The organism is Cohnella zeiphila (genome assembly GCF_014212055.1).
GTDB classification, from domain to species: Bacteria; Bacillota; Bacilli; order Paenibacillales; family Paenibacillaceae; genus Cohnella; species Cohnella zeiphila.
On record NZ_JACJVO010000003.1, the window covers coordinates 173,335 to 195,544 of the forward strand.

A 22,210-nucleotide genomic window follows, 5' to 3' on the forward strand; every position below is an offset into this window, starting at 1 on the left:
ATTCAAGAGGGAGGACAACTGTGAAAATAAGAAGGAAAGTCCTGGTCATTGCGCTCGGAATCATTCCGATCGTTCTGCTTAGCGGATGCACCGCCGCAAACCCGTCGAATCCGATCGAGGCCGATTCCCCCGGGTTCTTCAACCACTACTTGATCTATCCGTTTTCATTCCTGATCCAGTTTGTCGCGAATGCGTTCCATGGAGACTACGGACTCTCCATCGTGCTCATGACATTCCTCATCCGGCTCGCGATCATGCCGCTGATGATGAATCAAACGAAGAAGCAGATGGCCATGAGGGAAAAGATGGCCGCCATGCAGCCGGAGCTTAACGCGCTCAAGGAAAAATACAAGAACGATTCGACTGCGGAAGCCAAGCGTCAACAGCAGCTCGAGATGATGCAGCTGTATCAGAAGCACCAATTCAATCCTTTGAACATGGGCTGCTTGCCGATGCTTCTGCAATGGCCGATCACGCTTGCCTTCTACTACGCCATTCGCCGGACGCCGGAGATTGCCACCCACCATTTTTTGTGGTTCAGCTTGGGAAAGCCGGATCTGGTCCTGCCGCTGATTGCGGCTGCGGTCTACTTCGTCCAGTTTCGCGTATCGCAGTCCGTTTCGGCGCAATACCAGCAGAATGCCAACAACCAACTGGCGTTTATCGGCTTGTTGTCTCCGCTGATGATGGGGGTATTCGCTTTTACAATGCCGGCCGCGCTGCCGCTTTATTGGTCGATAGGCGGCATCTTCATCATCGCCCAGACGATCTTGCTGAATAAAATGTACGCGAAGCCGAAGCCCAACGAGGAAATCGTTCTAGTGAAATAGAGCAGAGCGACAAAAGACCTTCGCGCCGCCGAAAAAGCGGCCGCGGAGGTCTTTTGTCATTGAGGCGGACCAGATGCAATTTTGTTCCTTCTATTCCCAGAATATATCATATAATGGACAAGAAGGAGGTTGGGAGCGCATGGGATCGACGGGAATGGAAAAAAGAGCGCTGGTGACGGGCGGCAGCCGCGGCATCGGGCGTGGGATCGCGCTGGAGCTGGCCGGAGCGGGGTACCGGGTGGCCATCGCGCATTGGCGGGACGACGAGGCGGCGGCCGACACGGCGAAGCGGATTCTGGCGGAGACGGGACGGGAATGTCCCGTCGTCTCGGCCGATCTGGCCGAACCCGGCGGAGCGGTACGAACGCTGAACGAAGCCGCGGAACGGCTCGGAGGTCTCGAGGCGCTCGTCAACAACGCCGGGATCTGCCGATTCGCCGCCGTTCAGGAGATGACGGAGGAGCATATCGACCGAATCATGAACATCAACTTCCGTTCCCCGCTTCTGCTCATGCGGGAGGCGGCCCGGCTCATGATCGCGAACGGGACGAAGGGAGGAATCGTCAACATTACGTCGTCAAGGGCTCAGCGGGCTTACCCGGGAGATGCCGTGTACGGCGGATTGAAGGCGGCTTTGCAGCGGGCGACCGAATCGGCCGCGCTCGATTTGGCGCCGCACGGCATTCGGGTCAACGCGGTCGGTCCGGGCGCTACCGAAGTGAGAAATCCGGATCGCCCCAATCAGGCGCTCGGAGCCCGGATCCCGCTCGGACGGATGGGGATGCCGGCGGATATCGGCAAAGCTGTCGCCTGGCTCCTTTCCCCGGAGGCTTCCTACATTACGGGAATCGGATTGCGCGTGGACGGCGGCTTGATCCTGCCCGGCATGCCGGAATAATCGCATTCAAAAGGAGAGACTGATCATGGGACTCGAGATTACGAATGTCAAAACGATTTTGACCGCCCCGGCCGGCATCAATCTGGTCGTCGTCAAAGTAGAAACGTCGGAACCCGGCCTGTACGGCGTCGGCTGCGCGACCTTTACGCAGCGGTATACGGCCGTGGCGGATGCGATCGACGCCTATCTCAAGCCGTTCGTCATCGGGAAGGATCCGCAGCGCATCGAGGATATTTGGCAGACCGCGGCGGTTAGCGGCTATTGGCGCAACGGACCGATCATGAACAATGCGCTGTCCGGCATCGACATGGCGCTATGGGACATCAAGGGCAAACTGACCGGTCAACCTCTCTACCAGCTGTTGGGAGGCAAATGCCGCGAAGCGGCCGCCGTTTACCGGCACGCGGACGGCAGAGATTTGGGAGCGGTCGAGGAGCAGGCGCAGCGTTTCATAGAGGAGGGAATCCGCTATATCCGCTGCCAATGGGGCGGCTACGGCGGCAGGAACGATTCGGTTCCGCCCGAGAATGCGCTGCCCGGCGCGTACTATGATCCCGCTGCCTATGCGCGCAGCGTGGTGTCTCTGTTCGACCGGATGCGGGCTCGGCTCGGCTTCGAGATCGAGCTTCTGCACGACGTTCACGAACGGCTGCAGCCGATCGAAGCCGTTCGGCTGGCGAAGCAGTTGGAGCCGTACCGCCTGTTCTTCCTCGAAGATCCGCTGGCTCCGGAGCACTTGAATGCCTTGGGCACGCTGCGCAGCCAGACGGCCACGCCGATCGCTATCGGCGAGCTGTTCGTTCACCCGCAGGAGTGGACCCCGATGATTGCTCAGGGTCTGATCGACTACATCCGCGTCCATATTTCCGCCATCGGCGGGATTACGCCCGCGCGGAAGCTGGCGGCGCTGGCCGAAGCCTTCGGGGTACGCACCGCATGGCACGGGCCGGGCGACGTATCTCCCATCGGACACGCGGCCAATTTGCATTTGGATCTGAGCTGCCCCAACTTCGGAATCCAGGAATGGTACGAATTCCCTGAGGCCGTGAGGGAAGTGTTCCCCGGTTCGCCGGTCGTCCGCAACGGCTACGCGTATGTAAACGAAGCTCCCGGACTCGGCGTGGATATCGACGAAGCGAAGGCGGCCCTGTATCCGTGCCGGAACGATCTGCCCGCCTGGACGCTGGCGCGGCTGCCGGACGGGTCTCCGGCCAGGCCGTAGACAGGCCTTAGAAGAGCAGACAAACCTGAAACGCCCTCAACCGCGAAGCATGGATGGATGCCGAGCGATTGGGGGCGTTTCTGCACAAAATTGTCCTGAAAAACAAAAAATCGGCCACCACGTCGGTGCCGCACGTCTGTTTCAGATAGATTTTAACTAAAGATAGATGTCCTCGCCATCTATAATATTAGTATAACTCGCGTTTTATTATAAGTCTATACTTTTGGAGAAGTTTTGGATATATTTTTTCAGCACCCCATCAGAAGGAGGGAGAAAGCTTGATTACGCTGCAAGGCATCGGCAAGTCCTTCAAGGTCGCGAGGCGCGCGGCGGGGCTGCGGCAGGCGGCCAAATCGCTGTTCGTCCGCGAGCATACCGTCGTCGAAGCGCTGCGGGACATCACGTTCCAGGTCGGAGAAGGGGAGATCGTCGGGTACATCGGCCCCAACGGCGCGGGCAAATCGACCAGCATCAAGGTGATGAGCGGCATCCTGGTGCCGGATGCGGGAACGTGTTCCATTATGGGCTTCACGCCCTGGAAAGAGAGAACCGCCTACGTGCGGAACATCGGCGTCGTCTTCGGGCAGCGTTCGCAGCTGTGGTGGGACGTGCCGGTCCTCGATTCGTTCCAGCTGCTGCGGGACATCTACAAGATTCCGGCCGCCGAATATGCCGGCCAACTGGCGCTGCTGACGGAGACGCTCGAGCTGGGAAGCCTGCTGCAGACGCCGGTCCGCCAGCTGAGCCTGGGGCAGCGGATGCGCTGCGAGATCGCCGCGTCGCTGCTGCACAGCCCGCGCGTCCTGTTCCTGGACGAGCCGACGATCGGCCTGGACGCGGTTAGCAAGCAGGCGGTCCGGCAGTTCATCCGAACGATCAACCGGGAAAAGGGCGTCACCGTCATCCTCACGACCCACGATATGAGCGATATCGAAGCGCTGGCGAGCCGCATTCTGCTGATCGGCAAAGGGACGCTGCTTTACGACGGAACGCTAAGCCAGCTTCGCGGCCGGTTCGGCAGCCACCGGACGGTCACCGCCCATTACAGCGAGAACGCCCGGCCGCCGGAGATTCCGGGCGCGCAGACGATCTCCTGGTCGCCGGAACGCGCGGTGTTCAGCGTCGATACCGGCCAATTGCCGATCGCCGACGTTCTCGCCCGGCTGTCCGGGCAAGTCGAGCTGCTCGACGTGGAGATCGAGGCGAAGCCGGTCGAAGAGCTGATCATCGAGCTCTATAAGGAGCACCGAATATGAGAGCCTATCTGTCCGTCTGGAAGCTGCGCTTCATCAACGGCATGCAGTACCGCACCGCCGCCGTGGCGGGAATCGCGACGCAGCTTTTTTTCGGCCTCATCTTCATCATGGTCTACGTCGCCTTCTACGGGCAAGGTTCGTCCCATACGAATTTCCCATTGCCGGATCTGGTCTCCTACGTTTGGCTCCAACAAATCTTCCTCTCGTTTATTATGCTGTGGTTCCGGGATAACGAAATATTCGCGCTGATCACCGGCGGGAACATCGCTTACGAGCTTTGCCGCCCGTGCGGCCTGTACCCGTTCTGGTTCGCCAAGCTGGTCGGACAGCGGCTGTCGAGCGCGGTGCTCCGCTGCTTTCCGATTCTGATCATCGTCTTTTTCCTGCCGCAGCCGTATCGCTTAAGCCCGCCGCCTTCGCCGGCCGCGTTCGCGTTGTTCGTCTTGGCGCTGCTGATCGGCCTGGTGCTCGTCGTGAGCGTCTCCATGCTGATCTACATCTCCGTCTTCTGGACGCTGTCGCCGACCGGATCCACGCTCATGATCTCGGTAGCCGGGGAATTTTTCGCCGGGATGGTCATTCCCGTTCCGCTCATGCCGGTCTGGCTGCAGCGTGTGTCCGACTTCCTGCCGTTCCGCTGGTCCGCGGACTTCCCGTTCCGGGTCTATTCCGGGCAGATTCCGGCGAGCGACGCGCTGTGGGGCATCGCGGCCCAGCTGGCCTGGATCGCCGTCGTGGTCGGGTTCGGACAGTGGAGCATGCGGCGGGCGCTGCGTCAAGTCGTCGTACAGGGAGGGTGAGGGCGTGAGACTTTATTTCCGATATTTGTCGATTCTGTTCAAATCCCAGCTGCAGTATCGGACGTCGTTCTGGCTGCTGACCGTCGGCCAGTTCTTCGTGCCTTTCTCGGTGTTCGCGGGACTCTATTTCATGTTCGACCGCTTCGGGCAGCTGCGCGAATGGTCTTTCTTCGAGACGGCGCTCTGCTATGCGATCATTCATATGGCTTTCGCGCTAAGCGAATGCTTCGTGCGAGGGTTCGACGCCTTCTCCGGCCTGATCTCGAGGGGCGACTTCGACCGCCTGCTCGTCCGGCCCCGAAGCACGGCGCTGCAGGTGCTCGGCTCGCAGTTCGAATTCACCCGCTTCGGGCGGCTGCTGCAGGGCATCGTCGTGCTGGCGTGGGCGCTGTACAAGCTGCCGATCGAATGGGACGCCGCCAAAGCGGCGACGCTCGTCCTGATGATTCTGGGCGGCGTGCTGATTTTCGCGGGCATCTACGTCCTGTTCGCCACGCTCTGCTTCTGGACCGTCCAAGGGCTGGAGATCGCCAACATCTTCACCGACGGCGGCCGCGAGATGGCCCAGTATCCGCTGAACATCTACCAGAAATGGGTCACCCTCTTCTTCACCTTTATCATCCCGTTCGCCTGCGTCAACTATCTTCCGCTGCTGTACCTGCTCGGCCGCGCAGACGGCGATCCCGTACGCTACATGCTGCAGCCTCTGGCGGGGATCCTGTTCCTGCTTCCCTGCTTGCTGGTGTGGCGAATCGGCGTCCGGCATTACCGGTCGACGGGGTCCTGAGTTGCAGAGGGATAGAGAGCTCTCGTCGGGAGCTCTGCGGAGGCTCTCTTTTGTTTGGCGGGACGATCGTCTGCTGCGGAAAAGAAAGCTGGGGGGACAGCTCCAGTGGAGAGGGCGCGCGAGTTCTAACGAATCTCAGCGACGTTATTCGGTCAAATTCAAAGGTTAAGATAGTGTAACGAATCGAAGAGACCTTATTGGGTAGAAGAACGCCATTTTCCGCTCCAATGGGGACTAATAAGCTTGCTCCGTTTCGTTAAAACGCAAACTGATGTCTATCGGGGCACATAAGAGCGCTGGGATTCGTTAGCGCGGGAAGTGGTGGGGGGAGAGGGGCTGCGCCTACTTCGGAAAACTTGAACGCCGCACCAGGCAAGGCTGTGCTATAATTTGGTAAGCGATAGAACGGCTTGCAAGGGCGGTCGGCTAGTCTCCCGGAAGGGAGGCGATGCCCGTGGAGGTCTACCAAGCATTGACGCTAATGATCTCATTCGCGACATTGGTTGTGTTGATCCTATCCTTCCGCAAAAAGAAATAGACCGCCCTCGCCCAAAGGATGCGGTCTATTTCTGCCCGTAACACCTGGTCAAGCCTACCGCCCTTAAAAGCGGCTATTGCAGAGGAGTCGTGTTGGCGCACGGCTCCTTCTACATGATAAGCACTTTGCCTTTCCAGTATACCATCGGGCGTTCGGGCTTTCAATCCGCGCATCCGCTCGTTCGGCCTGCAATGGTCAACCCAGAGGAGGAGAATCGCGCATGATCGACAAGGAACAATGGGAACCGGCGGAGCCGGGGGTCAAACGGAGAATTTTCAGCCCCGGCCGGTCGCTGATGATGATGGAGGTCCGGTTCGAGGCGGGAGCGGAAGGCTATGAGCACGATCACCCGCACGAGCAAATGAGCTATTGTCTGCGAGGCCGCTTCGAATTCCGCATCGACGGGACGAAGCATCTGGTGCGTGCCGGGGAGACGATTGTCATTCCGAGCGGTGCGCGGCATGGCGTAACCGCGTTGGAGGAGGGCGCTCTGCTGGACGCGTTCACGCCGTTGAGAGAAGATTTGCTAAACCGGCGACCGAAGGAGTAAGGCCGGTCGCATCGAAGCCCCCGACGAGGCTCATCTTAAGATTCGCCGCGCCCGGGGGTTCGACGTTCGCATGCCGCGATGCATTCACTTTCCGCCCGGAAGGCAATGAGAAATTGCAGGAAGCCGGCTTCGAGGTGACGTTCGACCCGAGCTGCGGGCGGTCAGCACGATGTTCGTCGGCTTTCCGCCAGCTTCACGGTGAAGGCGACATACGACAGCCTGAGCCAGTTGGTCGGCCAGTTCGCCTCCAAGCCGGCGGTCGCGCTCTCTCTTAAGGCCAAACTGTTGGCGGCCAAGGCGGCAAGCGCGATCGGCGTCAGCAAAGCCGAAGCGCAAGCGATCCAGGCGTTCGTCAAGGAAGCGAACGCGCAAAGCGGCAAGGCGCTGACCGCCGAGCGAGCGCAATTCCTTGTTCGGCTGGCCGAAGCTTTAGCGGCATAGTTTCGTTTGACGTATCGGAAGCCCCATTCCCTTATAGACCGGGAATGGGGCTCCTCATTTCACCGGTTTTGCCTTTGAATTACAACCCTGCGCGTTCGACGGGTTCCAGCCGGTTGCTTCTCTGAAATTCAACCATCCATCCCGGATATTCGGGAGGAAGCGCGCTGACCTCGTCAAGACGCCGGATTTCGTCCTCGGTCAACGTCAGCTCCGCAGCGGCCAGATTGGCCTCAAGCTGGTCAAGCCGCTTCGCGCCGACGAGTACGGAGGTGACGACCGGCCGGGTCAGCAGCCATGCCAGCGCGATTCCGGCGAGTTGGGTTCCATGCGCTTCGGCAATGGGTTTCAGGGTGTCGATAATATTCCAGGCGCGTTCCTTGTCCACGATCGGAAAATCGAACGACGAGCGGCGCGAGCCTTCCGCCTTCTGGTTGCGACGGTCGTAACGTCCCGACAGCAGGCCGCCCGCAAGCGGACTCCAGACCAGAAGTCCCATTTTTTTCGCTTCCAGCATCGGTGCCAGCTCGCGTTCTAAATCGCGGCCGGCCAAGGAATAATAAGCCTGCAGCGTTTCGAAACGAGCCCGGTTTTTCCGTTCCGATAGGCCGAGCGCTTCGGCGATTTTCCAGGCATGCCAGTTGGATACGCCGATGTACCGGACCTTCCCCTGCGCGACCAAATCGTCCAGCGCCCGCAGGGTTTCGTCGACGGGCGTCAAGTCATCGTCGGCATGGATTTGATAAAGGTCGATATAATCGGTTTGCAGCCGCTTCAAGCTGGCCTCCACGGCGTCCATGATATGGCCTCTCGAAGCTCCCGCGTCATTCCGGCCCGGACCGACCCGCATGGCCGCTTTGGTAGCCACGACGACGTCTTTCCTCGCAACTCCCAGGTTGCGTAACGACAGACCCAGCATCTTTTCGCTTTCGCCGCCGCCATATACATCGGCCGTATCGAATAAATTAACGCCGGCTTCGAGACTTTTTTGGACCATCCTATCGGCTTCATCTTGTCCGACGGCGCCGACGAATCGGTAAGCCCCGTCCCCCTTGCCGAAAGCCATGGCTCCGAAAGCGAGCTGAGAAACCAGCAAACCCGTATTGCCGAGTCTTTTATACTTCATGCGAAGAAGCCTCCTTGTACATCTGATCCTTCCTTACACCCGTTATTATCCGGCAGGCCCGATTCCAGGGATAGTTCATTCATACGGAGTTTCTGCCTAATCCTGCAGAATGGCGGAGAGCGATCGGCTCCGTTGCTTTTCCGATTTTCTCGTGTTTAAATATTGCCTAAGATGACAACCCTCCAAAAGGAAACGGACGAATTCCATGGATAACAAACAGACGCATGCGACGGAGATCCTTGGCCGGCTGTTGGCCCAAGTCTTGCGATTCCCTATCGCTTCGGGGGTTTTGCGGACGGCTGTTCCTTTTCTGGAAGTGCTGAAGGAGAGCAGTCCGACGTTGCTCTCTCATGGCGTTCTCAAGCCTTCTTTATGTATCGTCCTGCAGGGAAGGAAGAGATTGCAGGTCGGCAATAAGATCATTGAATATACAACGGGGGATTATCTGGCCGCAAGCGTGGACATGCCGGTTAACGGGCAGGTCGTCGAAGCCGCGGCCGATAGGCCGTATGTGGCCTTGAGGGTGGAACTGACGCCGGGAGAAGTGGCTGACGTCGCTTCGGAGGCCCGACTGGATCTTCGTCCGGAACCGGGCTTGCAGCCGGGCGTCTTTGTTGGCAAACCCGGCGCGGAAGTGCTGGAAGGCTTTGAAAAGCTCTTTCGGCTTTCGTCGGACGCCCGGGCTGCCGGTTTCCTCGGTCCGGCCGTCAAACGGGAGATGATCTACTGGTTGCTCCAGGGCGAAGATGGAACGCTCTTCTACAAAAACATGCTGCTGCACCAGGAAGCTTCCGGGGTTGGCAAGGTGATCGGTTGGATCAAAGCCAACTTCGACAGTCCTTTCACGATTGAACAATTGGCCGAACTGGGGAATATGAGCGTCTCGAACCTGCACCATAAATTCAAAGAAGTAACCGCCCTGACGCCGTTGCAGTACCAGAAGCGGCTTCGGCTGCAGGAGGCGCGAAGGCTGCTGCTTGACGGAGCCAACGTGACCGAGACAACGCTGCGGGTCGGTTACCAAAGCTCTACGCAATTCGGCCGCGAATATAAACGGCTTTTCGGGTTACCGCCGCTGCTGGATATTCGGACGATCCGCGAGGGCGGGCGTCCATTGGAACGGGAAGTGGAATAACAAAAAACCGGCCCTTGGGCCGGTCAGACTGTTTAAAAAAGTGAAGGGAATGGCCCCCTCCCGATTTGCAAACAATTCAGTGTGGGAATTATCGTAGCAATTGCCTTTTCGACCCAAGCTGCCGATCATAGAACAGGCCTGTTGCAATAACGCAGAGGTCCAAATGACACATCCCTATCGCCCTATTCATACTCCCGGTCTTGAGATTGTCAACGGGCAGCATTGGACGGACGGATGGAGCGAAATGACTATTCGCGACAACAATGGCTATCGTATCGCATTTGGTGCATAAGAGAGGGCCTATTCTTGACTTGTTTACGACTTTGTAACCGTAACGTTATTGAGTCATAGAAAAACGCCAGTTAACAATGCAACGGCAATTATGATACAAAAATGTTATCGCTGAATGCCGGCATCTTAGGATTGGGCACGTTTCCGGACATTCGTCCAGCATTATGCGGAATTCTCGCGGTGCTTCAATCCGCTCTATAAGCGGCCTCCAAGGCACCTGTATCCTCAAAGCCCCGGAAGTACTTAATCTTACCGTCTTCCACTTCGCAAACCACCGCCCAGTAGCTTTCAAACATTTTGCCGGTAGGCCGAATCCGATGCTTAAATCTTCCCCAAGCGAAAGCAGTGGTTTCGTCGGCAAGGATCTTGCGGATCTCGAAATCTTGGGTATCAAGATCTTTCTGAAACTTGGACAATAGTGTCCTTACGCCTTCTATCCCACAATAAGTTCCATAGAAGTAGTGTCGGTTCGACTCCTTCTCGAATGCCGCAATAAATTTGGCATCATGCTGTACATAACTGAGCGCTTTGTCAATATCAGATAAATTCTGGAAATATTGAAGCAACACTTGGTCCGGTTTCATCTGGCTCTACACTCCTTTTTTTAGAGATGGAACGACAACGGGCGACATCTTACTGCAAGGCTGTAAGCCGGCTCGAAATGATGCCAAGGTGTACGGCTTCGTGCTTCAGAGCGAAATTGAACGACTCACGTCCAATCACGATCCGATGCAGAACCTTACCGCTTGTACTAATCGAATTGGCCATGGTTAAAACGCCTCCCGTTTAAATTGTTGTAAGCGTGTCGCTCTCACATCCAAAGTGTAATTCTCTCTTCGCAAAGCAACAATCACGAGATTCCGATTCAATTGATCGGTTTCAGTAATGATGGAATGATGGATTGGGGTAAATTGGATTTCCATCTATAATGATGAATGGTGATTAAAAGGGGGAGTGAGGAGTGGAATTTAGGCAGCTTGAGTATTTTGCCGCCGTTTGCAAAGAAATGCATTTCTCAAGAGCGGCCGAGAACCTGTGCACGACACAGTCGAATCTGAGCCAGCAGATCAAGTTTTTAGAAAACGAGCTTGGGACGCCCCTGTTCGATCGCATTGGCAAACGGATTGTCTTGACGGAGGCGGGTAAGATTTTGCTGGACCAATGTTATATCATCTTCGAACGCATCGACTATATAAAGGGAGCGATTACGGATCTGAAGCGTATGGAAGGCGGCAGGCTGGACATCGGGATTCTTCCCGGGGATGGAGATTTGCTGTTCGATACGCTGTTGATCGATTTCCACCGTACATATCCCAAGCTTTCCATACGCGTTACGGAGACCGTGGATGTATATGAGCAGGTTGCGGACGGCACAAGAGATTTGGGCATTACTATTGTCCCTGCGAATCCGGATGATCGCATCTCGATCATTCCTCTGTTCCACGAGGAGTTTGCATTGGCCATCCGTTCGGATCACCCCTTTGCGAAGTCAAAGGCCCTCCCCTTTGAACAATTACAGCAGCTAAAGATGGTCATGTTCGGTCCGGACCATCAGATTACGAAGGTCATTCAATCCTGCTGCCAAGAAAAGGGGATAGAGTTAGACAACCCTATCGTAACCTCCACGTTGTCGACGCTTCTGTCCTTAGTCGAACAAGGGATAGGAGCGGCAATTCTTCCGCGGTTGCTGCTAGATTACCTCAAACGCGATAACATCTCGGCCGTAACGCTGCTCAATCCGACGCCAAGCCAGGATATTTGCATCCTCTATCGAACGGATAAATTTATGGGGCAAGCCGCAAAAATTTTTATAGCCGAGTTGCAATCCTTCATTCAAAACGTATTGGAGCTCTCCTCTCGGTCGTTGGGATAAAAAAAACGACATCTCTGTCGTCAGACTGTCAAGAAAGTCTCGGCAGTCTATATTTTTGTCTTGGTGGTTTATCAACCCGATCCCCAGTTGGATTACGAATTGGTTTGCATCGAGCATCTGGTGCCGGAAGATCATCTTCTCCGTCTTGTTGCCAGACATATCGTTAACCGAACAAGCACTCATGACTGCAACCGCACAGAACATAAAGAAGATCGCCCTCCGCCTGGCCAAGAAGGCCAAGTAGAGGGCGATTGACGTTCTATGAGGGGATTCAGTCCCTAAGTAAGCTGAAGCACCTCAAGTTTACCCTCTAAATAAGGGAAGAAACCGCATTTCTAAACAGTCTGACCGGCCCTTGGGCCGGTTTTTTGTTATTCGTTCACGCCGATCAAGCGATGTTGAGCTCCAGCGGATCTTCCTCGTTGCGGTCGAACGCTTCCCGGTCGAACTCGCCTTCGGAGTTCGCCACGACAAGAGCGCTGACCGTCGTGCCGGTCGCATTGATCGCCGTACGGCCCATGTCGACGACCGCGTCGATCGCAAGCACCATGCCCAGCCCTTCCAATGGCAGGCCGAGCGTCGTCAGAACGACGGTCGTGGAGATCGAAGCCGGTCCGGGCACGCCCGCTACGCCGACGGACGCGATGATGGCCGCCGCGACGATCAGAATGTAGTCGGACAGATGCAGGTCGATGCCGTAAACGCGGGCCACGAAGATCGAGACGACGGCCGGCCAGACGCCGCCGCAGCCGTTCATGTTGATGGTGGCGCCGAGCGGAGCGACGAAGCTGGCGATGCGCGGCGAGACGCGAAGCCGCTTGGTGATGACTTCCAGGTTCACCGGCAGCGTCACGTAGCTGCTCCGCGTCGTGAACGCGACGGCGATGGTCGGATACGCTTTGCGGACGAACTTGAGCGGGTTGACCTTGGCGGCGAACGAGACCAGACCGCCGAACGTCAGCACGAAATGCAGGATCAGCGCGACATAAGTAGCGATGATCAGCATGATGAGCGGCTCCAGCGTATCCCAGCCGTATTTCGCCGCCATGTTCGCGATCAGGGCGTACACGCCGTAAGGCGTCAGCCGGACGACGTATTTCGTCACCTGGAACATGATCTCCTTGAACGATTCGACGAACTGCTTGACGGGCGCGACGGTTTCGGGCTTCTTCGAGCTCAGCTTGACGATCGCGACCGCGAAGAACAGCGCGAACACGATGACAGGAACGACGTTGCCTTCCGCCATGTCGCTGATCGGGTTCGTCGGAACGAGATCGAGGATAACCTGGGACACCGTCGGCACTTCGCGGGCCTGGAAATCGGCCGGGACGGCCTGATGAATGCCGGAGCCCGGGTCGAAGAGAAGCGCCACGAGCAGCCCGATAATGGCCGCGATTCCCGTCGTTCCCAGGAACAAGCCGACGGTCTTGAGGCCGAGCTTGCGCAGCTGGCCGACGTTGGTCAGCGATGTGATGCTCGTAATGATCGATGCCGCCACGAGCGGAATGACGATCATCTTGATCAGGTCGACATAGATCGTGCCGATCGTGGTGACGCTGGTCGCATCGTGATGGCCCTTGTTGAAAAAGATGCCGGCCAGCAGCCCGAGCCCGAGAGCGATCAGGACCCGATAGCCGAAGTTGATCCGCTTGCGCGCAAGGTAGTAAAGCACGCCGATCAGGACGATGGAGGTAAGCAAGCTGACCCAGTCATTTTGAAAGGCTGTGAGCAAATTGTTGGTTTTCAAAATGAAATCCTCCTTATTCCGAGTTGATAACTCTGATTAGTACATCCGATTGTAGGACCAACGTTGTGGATTGTCAACAAAAAAATCGGTATCGCCGCGCGGACTTATGGACGAATCATTCTTGCTATATCGTTATGAGGCTCATCCGCAAATCATGCAAGCCCATTCTTCTTCTCCTATGAAAAGTCGCCAATCGGACATACGCCGACAGGCTAGGAGGAGCATTTACTTCCAATGGTCTCTTTTTTGCTTTTTATAAGCCGTAGGGCTCATGCCGAGCCGCTTGCGGAATTGGTTGATGAAGTGGTTATAATTCTGAAAACCGACCTCGTAGCACACTTCGGATGCGGAACGGCCGGAGTGCTCGAGAAGCAGGGCGGCCTGTCGTATGCGCATCTCGTTCAGCGAGTCGATAATCGACTGGCCGGTTCCTTCTTTGAACAGGTGGGACAGCCTCGACGGCGAAAGTCCGACGCTGCGGGCCAACTCGTCGATGCGCGTGGGATGCTGCATCTGCCTGGACAGCAGGCGCAGCGTTTCTTCGACGCGAACATCCAGCTTGCGTCGCCGGCGCCGTTCGAGCAGCATCAGAATTTCGCGCAGCGCTCCGTAACAAAGATCCTCCCAATAGTCTCCTTGCTGGCGCCAATCCTCGAGGATTCTCCGGAAGGCCCGATAGATCCGTTTCCGGGCGTGCTCGTTGTCGATCTTCCGCACGGCTAACGATTCGTCCGGCAGCAGGCTCGCTTCGATGCGCTCGGGAGAGAAGTGAACCCAGAAGAAATCCCAGATCTTGCCCGACGACGTGCCGTATCGATGAGGAGTCCCCGGCTTCAACAAAGCGATTTCCCCGGGACCGCACAGCGCCGTTTCCCGTCCCGGCACCTGAAAATAGCCCTCCCCCGCCAAGGTAAAGGCGATCAGCCAGTCGGATCTTCCTTCCGGCCGCTCGATCCAATAGGCATCCGATTCCCGGAAGTGATCCGAGTACAAAATTCCCTCGTTCTGAAGCGGGTAACTCCATGGGTTCGTCACGTTGCGTTCTCCTCCGAATCCGTTGGTCGCAGCTTATGGCTCGAGCATAACGGAATTCAAGCACCTTTTCCAGGGTGGCAGCAGGATTGTGTGAATATTCGGCAGCATTCAGAATTCCGCCGTCTCCCGTCCGGCGTTATGCTTGAAGCGATAACAGAACGAAGACGAATCATCGTCATAGGAGGAATCCGCATATGGAAGCCAAATTGCGCTCCCTCACGCAGGAGCAGAAGAGTAAGTTCGATACGGAAGGCTATGTGATCGTGAAAGGCTTGTTCTCGGAGGAAGATCTGGCGGCGATCGACCGCGCGTTCGACGATATCGGGAATCGCACGGTTCCGGGCCATTTCGAACCGGACCTGAATCCAGCCACGAGCGACCCGCTCAAGCGATACCCCCGCGTCATGCATCCCCACCGGTTCGACGAGACGTCGATGAAGTACTTGCTGCACCCGCCGGTAATGGACGTTCTGGCGGATTTGTACGGGGAAGAAGCGCTGGCCGCGCAGAGCATGTTCTACTATAAGCCGCCGGGCTCCCGCGGACAGGCGCTGCATCAGGACAACTTCTATTTGAAAGTGGAGCCGGGCAACTGCATCGCGGCTTGGACGGCGATCGATCCGGCGGACGAGGAGAACGGCGGGCTGCTCGTCGTTCCGAAGACGAACGACTACGACATCGTATGCCCCGACGTCGCGGACGCCAAGGAATCGTTCACGGCGCATTACGTGAAGCCGCCGAAGGAAGAGAAAGCCGTTCCGGCGGTCATGGACCGGGGAGACGTGCTGTTTTTCAACGGCAACCTCATTCACGGCTCCTACCGGAACAAGACGAAGGACCGCTTCCGCCGCGCGTTCATCTGCCATTACGCGAACGAATCGGCTACGCATATCGCGCAATTTTACCGGCCTCTGTACCGCGCGGACGGCACGGCCGTCGATCTGGAGCTGAACGAAGGGGGAGGACCCTGCGGTGTGGAATTCGAGACCGTCTACCCGCACTGACCGGGAGGCGGGGCCTGTACTCGACGTGCAGATGTCCTGGTGGGGGATGAGCGGACTCGGAACGGAGGGCGAAGATTCCGCCGAAGCTCGCTTTCGGCGCATTGCCGAAGCGGGGTTTGACGGCATCAACGGCTTCGTGCCCGCGCCGGAGGAGGCGGGGCGCTGGCGCCGCTTGCTGGACGAATACAGCTTGACGTTCAGCGTGAACGCTTATCCGCGGACGGCCGCCGATATGGCCGAATTCCTTCGGGCGGCGAAGGAGTTCGGACGGGTGGAATACGTCAACGCGCAGGTGATGACGCCGTTCGTGACCGGCGCGGCGGCGGAACGGCTGCTGCGGGACATCGCGGAACTGTCGCGGGAAGCAGGCATTCCCGTGTACGTGGAGACGCATCGCGGAACGATCACGCAAGACCTGCTGCGCACGATCGATTACGCGGAGCGGATCGAAGAGCTGCGCCTGACGATCGACTATTCGCATTACGTGGTCGCGGGAGAGCTTCATACGATCGGCGACGAGGCGGAGGCGCTGCTGCAGCGGCTCCTTCCCCGGACCTCGAGCATTCACGCACGGGTGTCGAACGGGGAGCAGGTCCAGGTCAACCTCTCCGATGACGGGGAACACCCGATGCTGCCGCATTTCAAGCGCTGGTGGCGGGACGGCATGCGTCATTGGCTCGGGTCCGCCCGTTCCGGAGAACGCTTCCCGTTCGTCTGCGAGCTGGGGCCGCCGTCTTATGCGATTACGGCGGACGAGCAAGGCGCCCGGACGAAGGAGCTGGGCGACCGCTGGAAGCAATCGCTCCAGCTGGCGAACATCGCCCGCGGGCTGTGGAGCGAAGCGGCGGCGGCCGGCCGGGGCTGAAGAAGCGGTTCAGGCCGGGCCTCCGGCCGGTTCCGACGAAGTCTCGAACGGAAGGGGCGGTCAAACCGCCCACATTCGAGCCATTCGCCGGATTTCCGCCCATGTAGGCAGTCAAACCGCCTATATTCGACCAATCTGCGAACGTTTAGCCCGTGAACGCGCCTTCTTCGGCTCTCTCGCAGCCGAATCTCGCCGGACTTCTAGGCAGGACCGCCGATCCGCAGTATAATCGGAGGAGCGTGTTCAGCCTAGGCAGCGAGGTGACGTTCTTTATGGAAGCGAAATTTTGTTTGACGTGCGGGCACGAGCTCGAAACCCGGGATATCGGGGGAACGCCGCGCCGCGCTTGTCCGGCGTGCAGCTTCGTATTCTGGGGCGACTACAGCATCGGCGTCGGCGCGCTCGTGGAGCGGGACGGCAAAATTTTGCTCGTTCGCCGCGCGCAGGAGCCGGGCAAAGGCTACTGGACGAATCCGGGAGGCTACGCCGAGCAGTTGGAACGGATCGACGAGACCGTGCGGCGCGAAGTGCTGGAAGAATGCGGCATCGAGGCGATCGTGACGGGCGTGGCCGCGCTGCGGGATTTGCCGAGGAACGTGCATAACCTGTATGTCGCGTTCACGATGGAGTACGTCGGGGGAGAGCCGGTGCCCGACAACGTGGAAGTGGACGGGGCCGGATTTTTCAGCCTCGAGGAGATGGAGTCGATGAACGTGGCGGGCTTCACCCGCTGGCTGATCGACGTAGCGCAACGCGGCTCGTCCGCGGGACTGCTGATTGATTCTCAGCCGATCGTTCCGCTGGAAGGGCACGGTTTGTTCCGCAAGTAACCATGATTTACAAAGGACTGCTTTCCGGGCTTTCGCGCCGGGAGGCGGTCCTTTTCGCGCGATCGGGCGCGCCTCGTTCCGGGGTTTACAGAAATCCGGATTTGTACCATGATAGGAAGAACGAAAATATAGAGATACTGGGGAGCGGAGAGACCATGAGCATGACGATGACCAAGACGTACAAAATCGTTTTTTTCGATATCGACGGAACGCTGGTGGACGAGGAGAAGCGGATTCCCCCGGACGCGATCGAAGCGATCGCGCGCTTGAAGGAGAGCGGCGTGGAGCCGGTGATCGCCACGGGGAGGGCGCCGTATTTTTTCAAAGAGCTCGCGGAAGAGGCAGGCATCGAATCTTGGGTGTGCCTGAACGGCGCCTATGTCGTTTATCGGGGCAAGGTGCTGTTCGAACGGACGATCCCGATGTCAGACCTCGAGAAGCTGGTGACGCTGTCCGCTTCGCTCAATCATCCACTTGTCTTCGAAGGAAAGGATGCCTTCTATGCCAATCGCGACGGGCGTCACGAGTCCGTATTCGATTCCATCGAATCGCTGAGAGTGCTGCAGCCCCTTTTTGATGCTGATTTCTGGAAAAAAGAAGGCGTCTACCAGGTGTTTCTCCACTGCGAGAGCCGGGACGAGCATCATTATCCGGACGCGCTGCCGAACTTGCGCTTCGTCCGCTGGCACGAGAAGGCGATGGACGTCCTCACCCGAACGGGCTCCAAAGCCGAAGGAATCTCGGCGCTGCTGGCCGCGCTCGGTCTCCGGCCCGAAGACGCGGTTGCGTTCGGCGACGGGCTAAACGACAAAGAGATGCTGGAATTGGTCGGTCTCGGCATCGCCATGGGCAACGCGCATCCGGAGCTGCTGCCTTACGCCAATTATGTAACCACGCGGGTGGACGAAGGCGGCGTGCGCAACGGCCTCGTTCACGCCGGGCTGCTGTAAAGCGAGCGCTACTTCCGCGAAGACGGAAAGGTTCGGCGGCGGCGCACGAGTTGTAAAAAGGAGGGTGATCCCGTTGTTGAAGGATATCAAGGGCGAGCTGGACCAACCGGAAGTGACGGAATTGCTGGAAGCGTCGATGTTCCCGGATCCCGACATCGTTCGGATGGCGCTGGACGCGTATCGGAACGATCCGGCCTTGGAGCTGCTCGGCTATTACGAGGGCGAAGAGTTGGTCGGCGCGATCGGCTTCCGGATGAAAACAGGGAACGTGCTGGAGATCCGGCACATGGCCGTCTCGCCGGAGAAGCGCGGTCACGGTCATGGCCGGTTGATGGTATTGGAGACGCTGGCACGCAAGAACCCGGCGGAGCTGGTCGCCGAGACGGACGAAGAGGCGGTCGAGTTCTACCGGAACATCGGCTTCGTCGTCGAGAGCCTCGGCGAGCTGTATCCGGGCGTCGAGAGATTCCGCTGCCGGTACATCGTGAACCCGGAAGCGGAGGATTAATCGCGACCATGCAAATTAAAGTGGGCGTCATCGGCTCGGAAGCAATCGTGAGCCGCGTATTGCGCGTGCTGAAGTCGTTCCCGACGTTCCGGCCGCTTGCGCGAATCGCCCGGGACGAGGGAGAAGCGATCCGGGCGGCGGAAGAATTGGGAACGGACGTGGAGGCGCTGGTGCTGTCCGGCGCGCTCTCGCATCGCGCCGTAAAGCTGCGGACGGCCTTGAGGGTGCCCGCTTTTTACGTTCCGCTCAACGGAGCCGGCCTGTATAAAGCGATGTTCGCCGCGCTGCGAGCCGGCAAGCTCGAGGACGGGATCTCCGTCGACTCGCTCACGAAGGCGATGGTAGCGAGGACGCTGGCCGATCTCGGACTGGCGCATGCGAAAACCGTCGTTTACGACGGGCCGGCTTACGCTTCGGCGGACAAGCTGGTCGAATTCCATCGCCGTTTGGCCGACTCGGGCGAATGCGCCATGGCGTTCACCGGCGTCGAGCAGGCGGCGGAACAATTGACGAGGCTGTCGATCCCGAACGAATGGATTCTGCCTTCCGACCAGGACATCATCGTCACGCTGGAGCGGGCGCTGCTGTCGACGGAATCTCGCCGGAGCAAGGAGTCGCAGATCGTCGTCGGCATCATCAACGTGGACGATTTCGGCAAGCTGGCGATGAAGCGGGCGAGCGAGCACGAAGTGCAGAAGCTGAAGCTGGACATCCACCGGATGGCGCTCCATTACGCCGAGCTTCTCGACGGCTATTTGACGCCGCTCGGCGGGGACGAATATTTGTTTTTTACGACCCGGGGCATCTTCGAGCGGGAGACGGGCGGCTACAAGACGATCCCGCTGTCGAAGGACGTCTATCAGTCGTACGGTCTTTCCTTAAGCGTCGGCATCGGCTTCGGAACGTCGGCCAACGATGCCGGCACGAACGCGAGAAACGCCCTGCGCAAAGCGAAAGAGGCGGGCGGCAACGCGTGCTTCATCATTCGTGAGGACGCGACGCTCATCGGTCCGCTGGAGATGGCGGATCCGGTGCAGGCGATTCTCGCTCCGACGGACGCCGCGCTGATCCGGCAGGCGGAGGAAGCCGGCATGACGGGGGCGTATCTCAGCCGGCTGCTGCAGCATATGGCGAAATTCAAGAAGTACGAATACAAGGTACACGAGCTGGCCTCCTTGCTCGACATTACGACGCGCAGCGCCCACCGGCTGCTGAACCAATGGATCGACGGAGGTTTGGTCGACATCGCGGGCTTCGAGAAGGTTCCGAAAGGACGGCCGAGGCAAATTTACCGGTTTACTTTTCTGATGGGCAAATCTTTATAGCCTGTCTTCGTCTATTTAAAGACGACATTATGTCCTGTCTTTATATCTTCTCGCGTCGTATGCTTATGTCGTAAGGCAGGGGAAGAGAGGAGAGGACTCATGAGAACGATAGAGGAATTGGAACGCAAGCTGGCGGAGCCTACGCAGGAACTGGTGCGGGATCTCGCCGGTCTGTCCGGAGATATTGCGGTGCTCGGAGTCGGAGGCAAGATGGGGCCGAGCCTCGCGAGGCTCGCGGCGAATGCGATTCGCGAGGGAGATCTGAACAAACGCGTTATCGGCGTGTCGCGTTTCTCGAACGCGGAGGCGCGGCGGGAGCTGGAAGAGGCCGGCGTGGAGACGATCTCCTGCGAGCTGCTCGACGACGAGGCGCTGCGGGCGCTGCCGAACGTCGAGAACGTCATCTTTATGGCGGGCAACAAGTTCGGCACGAAGGGGCGGGAGCACTTCACTTGGGCGATGAACGCGTACTTGCCGGGGCGCGTCGCGGAGAAGTACAAGGATTCGCGAATCGTCGCGTTTTCGTCGGGCAATATCTATCCGCTGCTGCCGGTGTCCGGCGGCGGGGCGACCGAGGATACGGCTCCGGAGCCGGTCGGCGAATATGCGCAGTCGACGCTGGGGCGGGAGCGGATTTTCGAGTACCATTCCCACAAAAACGGCACGCCGATGACGATGTTCCGGCTGAACTATGCGATCGACATGCGCTACGGCGTGCTGCTGGAGCTGGCGCGAGCGGTGAACGAGGGCCGCGAGATAGACGTGACGATGGGCTTCGCCAACGTTATTTGGCAGGGAGATGCGAACGCGATGGCGCTGCGCTGCCTGACCCAGTGCTCCAGCCCGCCGAGCGTCGTAAACATCACGGGCCCGGAGACGATGTCGATCCGCTGGGCCGCGGGCGAATTCGCGAAGCGGCTGGGCAAGGAAGTCCGGTTCGTCGGCGCGGAAGCGGAGACGGCGCTGCTCAACAACGCGTCCAAGTCGCATCAGCTGTTCGGCTACCCGCGCGTATCGCTGCTGCAGATGATCGATTGGACGGCGGAATGGGTCCGGCAAGGCGGCACGGTGTGGAACAAGCCGACTCACTTCCAGGAGAGAAAGGGGAACTTCTGATGGCGGCTCATTCGGCAAAGCCCCGAACGTTGTCCGCCGAGCTCGCCGCTGCACTGCGGGAAGGCCTGGTCATTCCGGCGCATCCGCTCGCGCTGGACGAGAATCGCAAGCTCGATGCCGAGAGCCAGCGCGCGCTGACGAGATACTATATCGCGTCCGGAGCCGGGGGCGTCGCGGTCGGCGTTCATTCCACCCAGTTCGAGATTCGGGAACCGAAGCACGACTTGTTCGAGACGGTGCTCGCGATGGCCGCGGAGGAAGTCGCGAGAGCCGGGATCGAACGCCCGTTTATCCAGGTCGCGGGCATCTGCGGACCGACCGATCAGGCGCTGCGCGAGACGGACGTCGCGCTTCGGCTCGGCTACGACGCCGCGCTGCTCAGCATGGGCGGGCTGGCGGACCTGACGGAGGACGACCTGATGAGCCGGACGCGCCGGGTGGCGGAGAGGATGCCGGTGATCGGCTTCTACCTTCAGCCGTCCGTCGGCGGGCGCATCTTCACCTATGATTTCTGGCGTCAATTCGCCGAGATTCCGAACGTCGTCGCGATCAAAATGGCGCCGTTCAACCGCTATCAGACGCTGGACGTGGCGAGGGCGGTGTGCTCATCGTCCCGCCGGGACGAGATCGCGCTGTACACGGGGAACGACGACAATATCGTCGTCGACCTGCTCACGGCGTTCCGCTTCGACGTCGGAGGCGAGCTCGTCGAGAAGCCGATCGTCGGAGGCCTGCTCGGTCACTGGGCGGTCTGGACGCGCCGCGCGGTCGAACTGCTCGAAGAGATCAAGCGAATTCGCGGCTCGGAGACGATCTCCCGGGAATGGTTGACCCGGGCGATCCAAGTGACGGATGCGAACGCGGCGTTTTTCGACCCGGCTCATCATTTCGAAGGCTGCATTCCCGGAATCCACGAAGTGCTTCGCCGGCAGGGCCTGATGAAGGGCGTCTGGTGCCTGAACCCGGAAGAGACGCTGTCTCCGGGCCAGGCGGAAGAGATCGACCGCGTCTACGCCCAGTACCCTCACCTGAACGACGACGATTTCGTCGCCGCCGGCCTGTCGCGCTGGCGGGCCTCCGAATGAC

General features: G+C 58.8%; 23 protein-coding genes. 19 read left to right on the plus strand and 4 right to left on the minus strand.

The window, feature by feature from the left end:
* Nucleotides 1-20: 20 nt before the first annotated feature.
* The 9 genes from yidC (at nt 21) to H7C18_RS03270 (ending at nt 7,322) form a co-directional block, all read left to right on the plus strand.
* The gene (yidC, locus tag H7C18_RS03235) at nt 21-830 is read left to right on the plus strand and encodes a membrane protein insertase YidC (protein WP_185127568.1); all 810 of its coding nucleotides are present in this window, start codon (nt 21-23) and stop codon (nt 828-830) included.
* Between the two features lie 139 nt (nt 831-969).
* Nucleotides 970-1,728, plus strand: a complete 759-nt coding sequence (locus tag H7C18_RS03240; RefSeq protein WP_185127569.1) for an SDR family NAD(P)-dependent oxidoreductase — start codon at nt 970-972, stop codon at nt 1,726-1,728.
* Between the two features lie 25 nt (nt 1,729-1,753).
* Nucleotides 1,754-2,950 carry an enolase C-terminal domain-like protein gene (locus H7C18_RS03245; RefSeq protein ID WP_202886918.1) on the plus strand — a complete coding sequence of 399 codons (1,197 nt, stop codon included), beginning with the start codon at nt 1,754-1,756 and terminating at the stop codon, nt 2,948-2,950.
* Between the two features lie 278 nt (nt 2,951-3,228).
* Entirely contained in the window at nt 3,229-4,206 is a 978-nt protein-coding gene (locus tag H7C18_RS03250; protein ID WP_185127570.1) for an ABC transporter ATP-binding protein, read from the plus strand.
* Nucleotides 4,203-5,006 (plus strand): ABC transporter permease, encoded by an 804-nt coding sequence (locus H7C18_RS03255; protein WP_185127571.1) that lies wholly within the window; start codon nt 4,203-4,205, stop codon nt 5,004-5,006. The genes H7C18_RS03250 and H7C18_RS03255 overlap by 4 nt, the downstream gene beginning before the upstream one ends.
* A 4-nt stretch (nt 5,007-5,010) precedes the next feature.
* Nucleotides 5,011-5,793, plus strand: a complete 783-nt coding sequence (locus H7C18_RS03260; RefSeq protein WP_185127572.1) for an ABC-2 family transporter protein — start codon at nt 5,011-5,013, stop codon at nt 5,791-5,793.
* 448 nt (nt 5,794-6,241) lie between these two features.
* Complete coding sequence (locus H7C18_RS35945) at nt 6,242-6,331, plus strand: putative holin-like toxin (protein ID WP_420481831.1); 90 nt, start codon at nt 6,242-6,244, stop codon at nt 6,329-6,331.
* A gap of 220 nt (nt 6,332-6,551) precedes the next feature.
* Nucleotides 6,552-6,881, plus strand: coding sequence for a cupin domain-containing protein (locus H7C18_RS03265; protein WP_185127573.1), 330 nt, complete (start codon nt 6,552-6,554; stop codon nt 6,879-6,881).
* 198 nt (nt 6,882-7,079) lie between these two features.
* Complete coding sequence (locus tag H7C18_RS03270) at nt 7,080-7,322, plus strand: hypothetical protein (protein ID WP_185127574.1); 243 nt, start codon at nt 7,080-7,082, stop codon at nt 7,320-7,322.
* Nucleotides 7,323-7,401: 79 nt separating this feature from the next.
* Here H7C18_RS03270 and H7C18_RS03275 read toward each other — a convergent pair whose 3' ends face one another.
* On the minus strand, nt 7,402-8,445 hold the full coding sequence (locus H7C18_RS03275) for an aldo/keto reductase (RefSeq protein ID WP_185127575.1): 1,044 nt from the start codon (nt 8,443-8,445) through the stop codon (nt 7,402-7,404).
* A gap of 205 nt (nt 8,446-8,650) precedes the next feature.
* Between H7C18_RS03275 and H7C18_RS03280 the strand changes: the two genes are divergently transcribed.
* On the plus strand, nt 8,651-9,580 hold the full coding sequence (locus H7C18_RS03280; protein ID WP_185127576.1) for an AraC family transcriptional regulator: 930 nt from the start codon (nt 8,651-8,653) through the stop codon (nt 9,578-9,580).
* A gap of 476 nt (nt 9,581-10,056) precedes the next feature.
* On the opposite strand, the gene H7C18_RS03285 is transcribed toward H7C18_RS03280, so the two are convergent.
* Entirely contained in the window at nt 10,057-10,455 is a 399-nt protein-coding gene (locus H7C18_RS03285) for a nuclear transport factor 2 family protein (protein ID WP_185127577.1), read from the minus strand.
* A 377-nt stretch (nt 10,456-10,832) separates the two neighbouring features.
* Here H7C18_RS03285 and H7C18_RS03290 point away from each other — a divergent pair, with 377 nt between their 5' ends.
* A complete protein-coding gene (locus H7C18_RS03290; protein ID WP_185127578.1) occupies nt 10,833-11,744 on the plus strand; it encodes a LysR substrate-binding domain-containing protein in 912 nt (303 codons plus the stop codon).
* A gap of 388 nt (nt 11,745-12,132) precedes the next feature.
* Here the strand turns inward: H7C18_RS03290 and H7C18_RS03295 are convergent, their stop codons facing one another.
* Entirely contained in the window at nt 12,133-13,494 is a 1,362-nt protein-coding gene (locus H7C18_RS03295) for a dicarboxylate/amino acid:cation symporter (RefSeq protein WP_420481834.1), read from the minus strand.
* A gap of 222 nt (nt 13,495-13,716) precedes the next feature.
* Nucleotides 13,717-14,526: a helix-turn-helix domain-containing protein gene (locus tag H7C18_RS03300; protein WP_185127580.1), complete on the minus strand. Its 810-nt coding sequence runs from the start codon at nt 14,524-14,526 to the stop codon at nt 13,717-13,719.
* Nucleotides 14,527-14,720: 194 nt separating this feature from the next.
* On the opposite strand from H7C18_RS03300, the gene H7C18_RS03305 reads away from it, so the two are divergent.
* The 8 genes from H7C18_RS03305 to H7C18_RS03340 all read left to right on the plus strand — a co-directional run bounded on the left by H7C18_RS03305 (nt 14,721) and on the right by H7C18_RS03340 (nt 22,209).
* On the plus strand, nt 14,721-15,530 hold the full coding sequence (locus H7C18_RS03305; protein WP_185127581.1) for a phytanoyl-CoA dioxygenase family protein: 810 nt from the start codon (nt 14,721-14,723) through the stop codon (nt 15,528-15,530).
* A complete protein-coding gene (locus H7C18_RS03310) occupies nt 15,499-16,395 on the plus strand; it encodes a sugar phosphate isomerase/epimerase family protein (protein WP_337912807.1) in 897 nt (298 codons plus the stop codon). Before H7C18_RS03305 ends, H7C18_RS03310 begins: the two co-directional genes overlap by 32 nt.
* Before the next feature lie 272 nt (nt 16,396-16,667).
* Nucleotides 16,668-17,225, plus strand: coding sequence for an NUDIX hydrolase (locus tag H7C18_RS03315; RefSeq protein WP_185127582.1), 558 nt, complete (start codon nt 16,668-16,670; stop codon nt 17,223-17,225).
* A 155-nt stretch (nt 17,226-17,380) separates the two neighbouring features.
* Nucleotides 17,381-18,175, plus strand: a complete 795-nt coding sequence (locus H7C18_RS03320) for a Cof-type HAD-IIB family hydrolase (protein WP_238357436.1) — start codon at nt 17,381-17,383, stop codon at nt 18,173-18,175.
* A gap of 64 nt (nt 18,176-18,239) precedes the next feature.
* Entirely contained in the window at nt 18,240-18,683 is a 444-nt protein-coding gene (locus H7C18_RS03325; RefSeq protein WP_337912808.1) for a GNAT family N-acetyltransferase, read from the plus strand.
* 8 nt (nt 18,684-18,691) lie between these two features.
* On the plus strand, nt 18,692-20,008 hold the full coding sequence (locus H7C18_RS03330) for a hypothetical protein (RefSeq protein ID WP_185127584.1): 1,317 nt from the start codon (nt 18,692-18,694) through the stop codon (nt 20,006-20,008).
* 99 nt (nt 20,009-20,107) lie between these two features.
* Complete coding sequence (locus tag H7C18_RS03335) at nt 20,108-21,124, plus strand: NAD-dependent epimerase/dehydratase family protein (RefSeq protein WP_185127585.1); 1,017 nt, start codon at nt 20,108-20,110, stop codon at nt 21,122-21,124.
* Complete coding sequence (locus H7C18_RS03340; RefSeq protein ID WP_185127586.1) at nt 21,124-22,209, plus strand: dihydrodipicolinate synthase family protein; 1,086 nt, start codon at nt 21,124-21,126, stop codon at nt 22,207-22,209. The genes H7C18_RS03335 and H7C18_RS03340 overlap by 1 nt, the downstream gene beginning before the upstream one ends.
* Nucleotide 22,210: the final 1 nt, after the last annotated feature.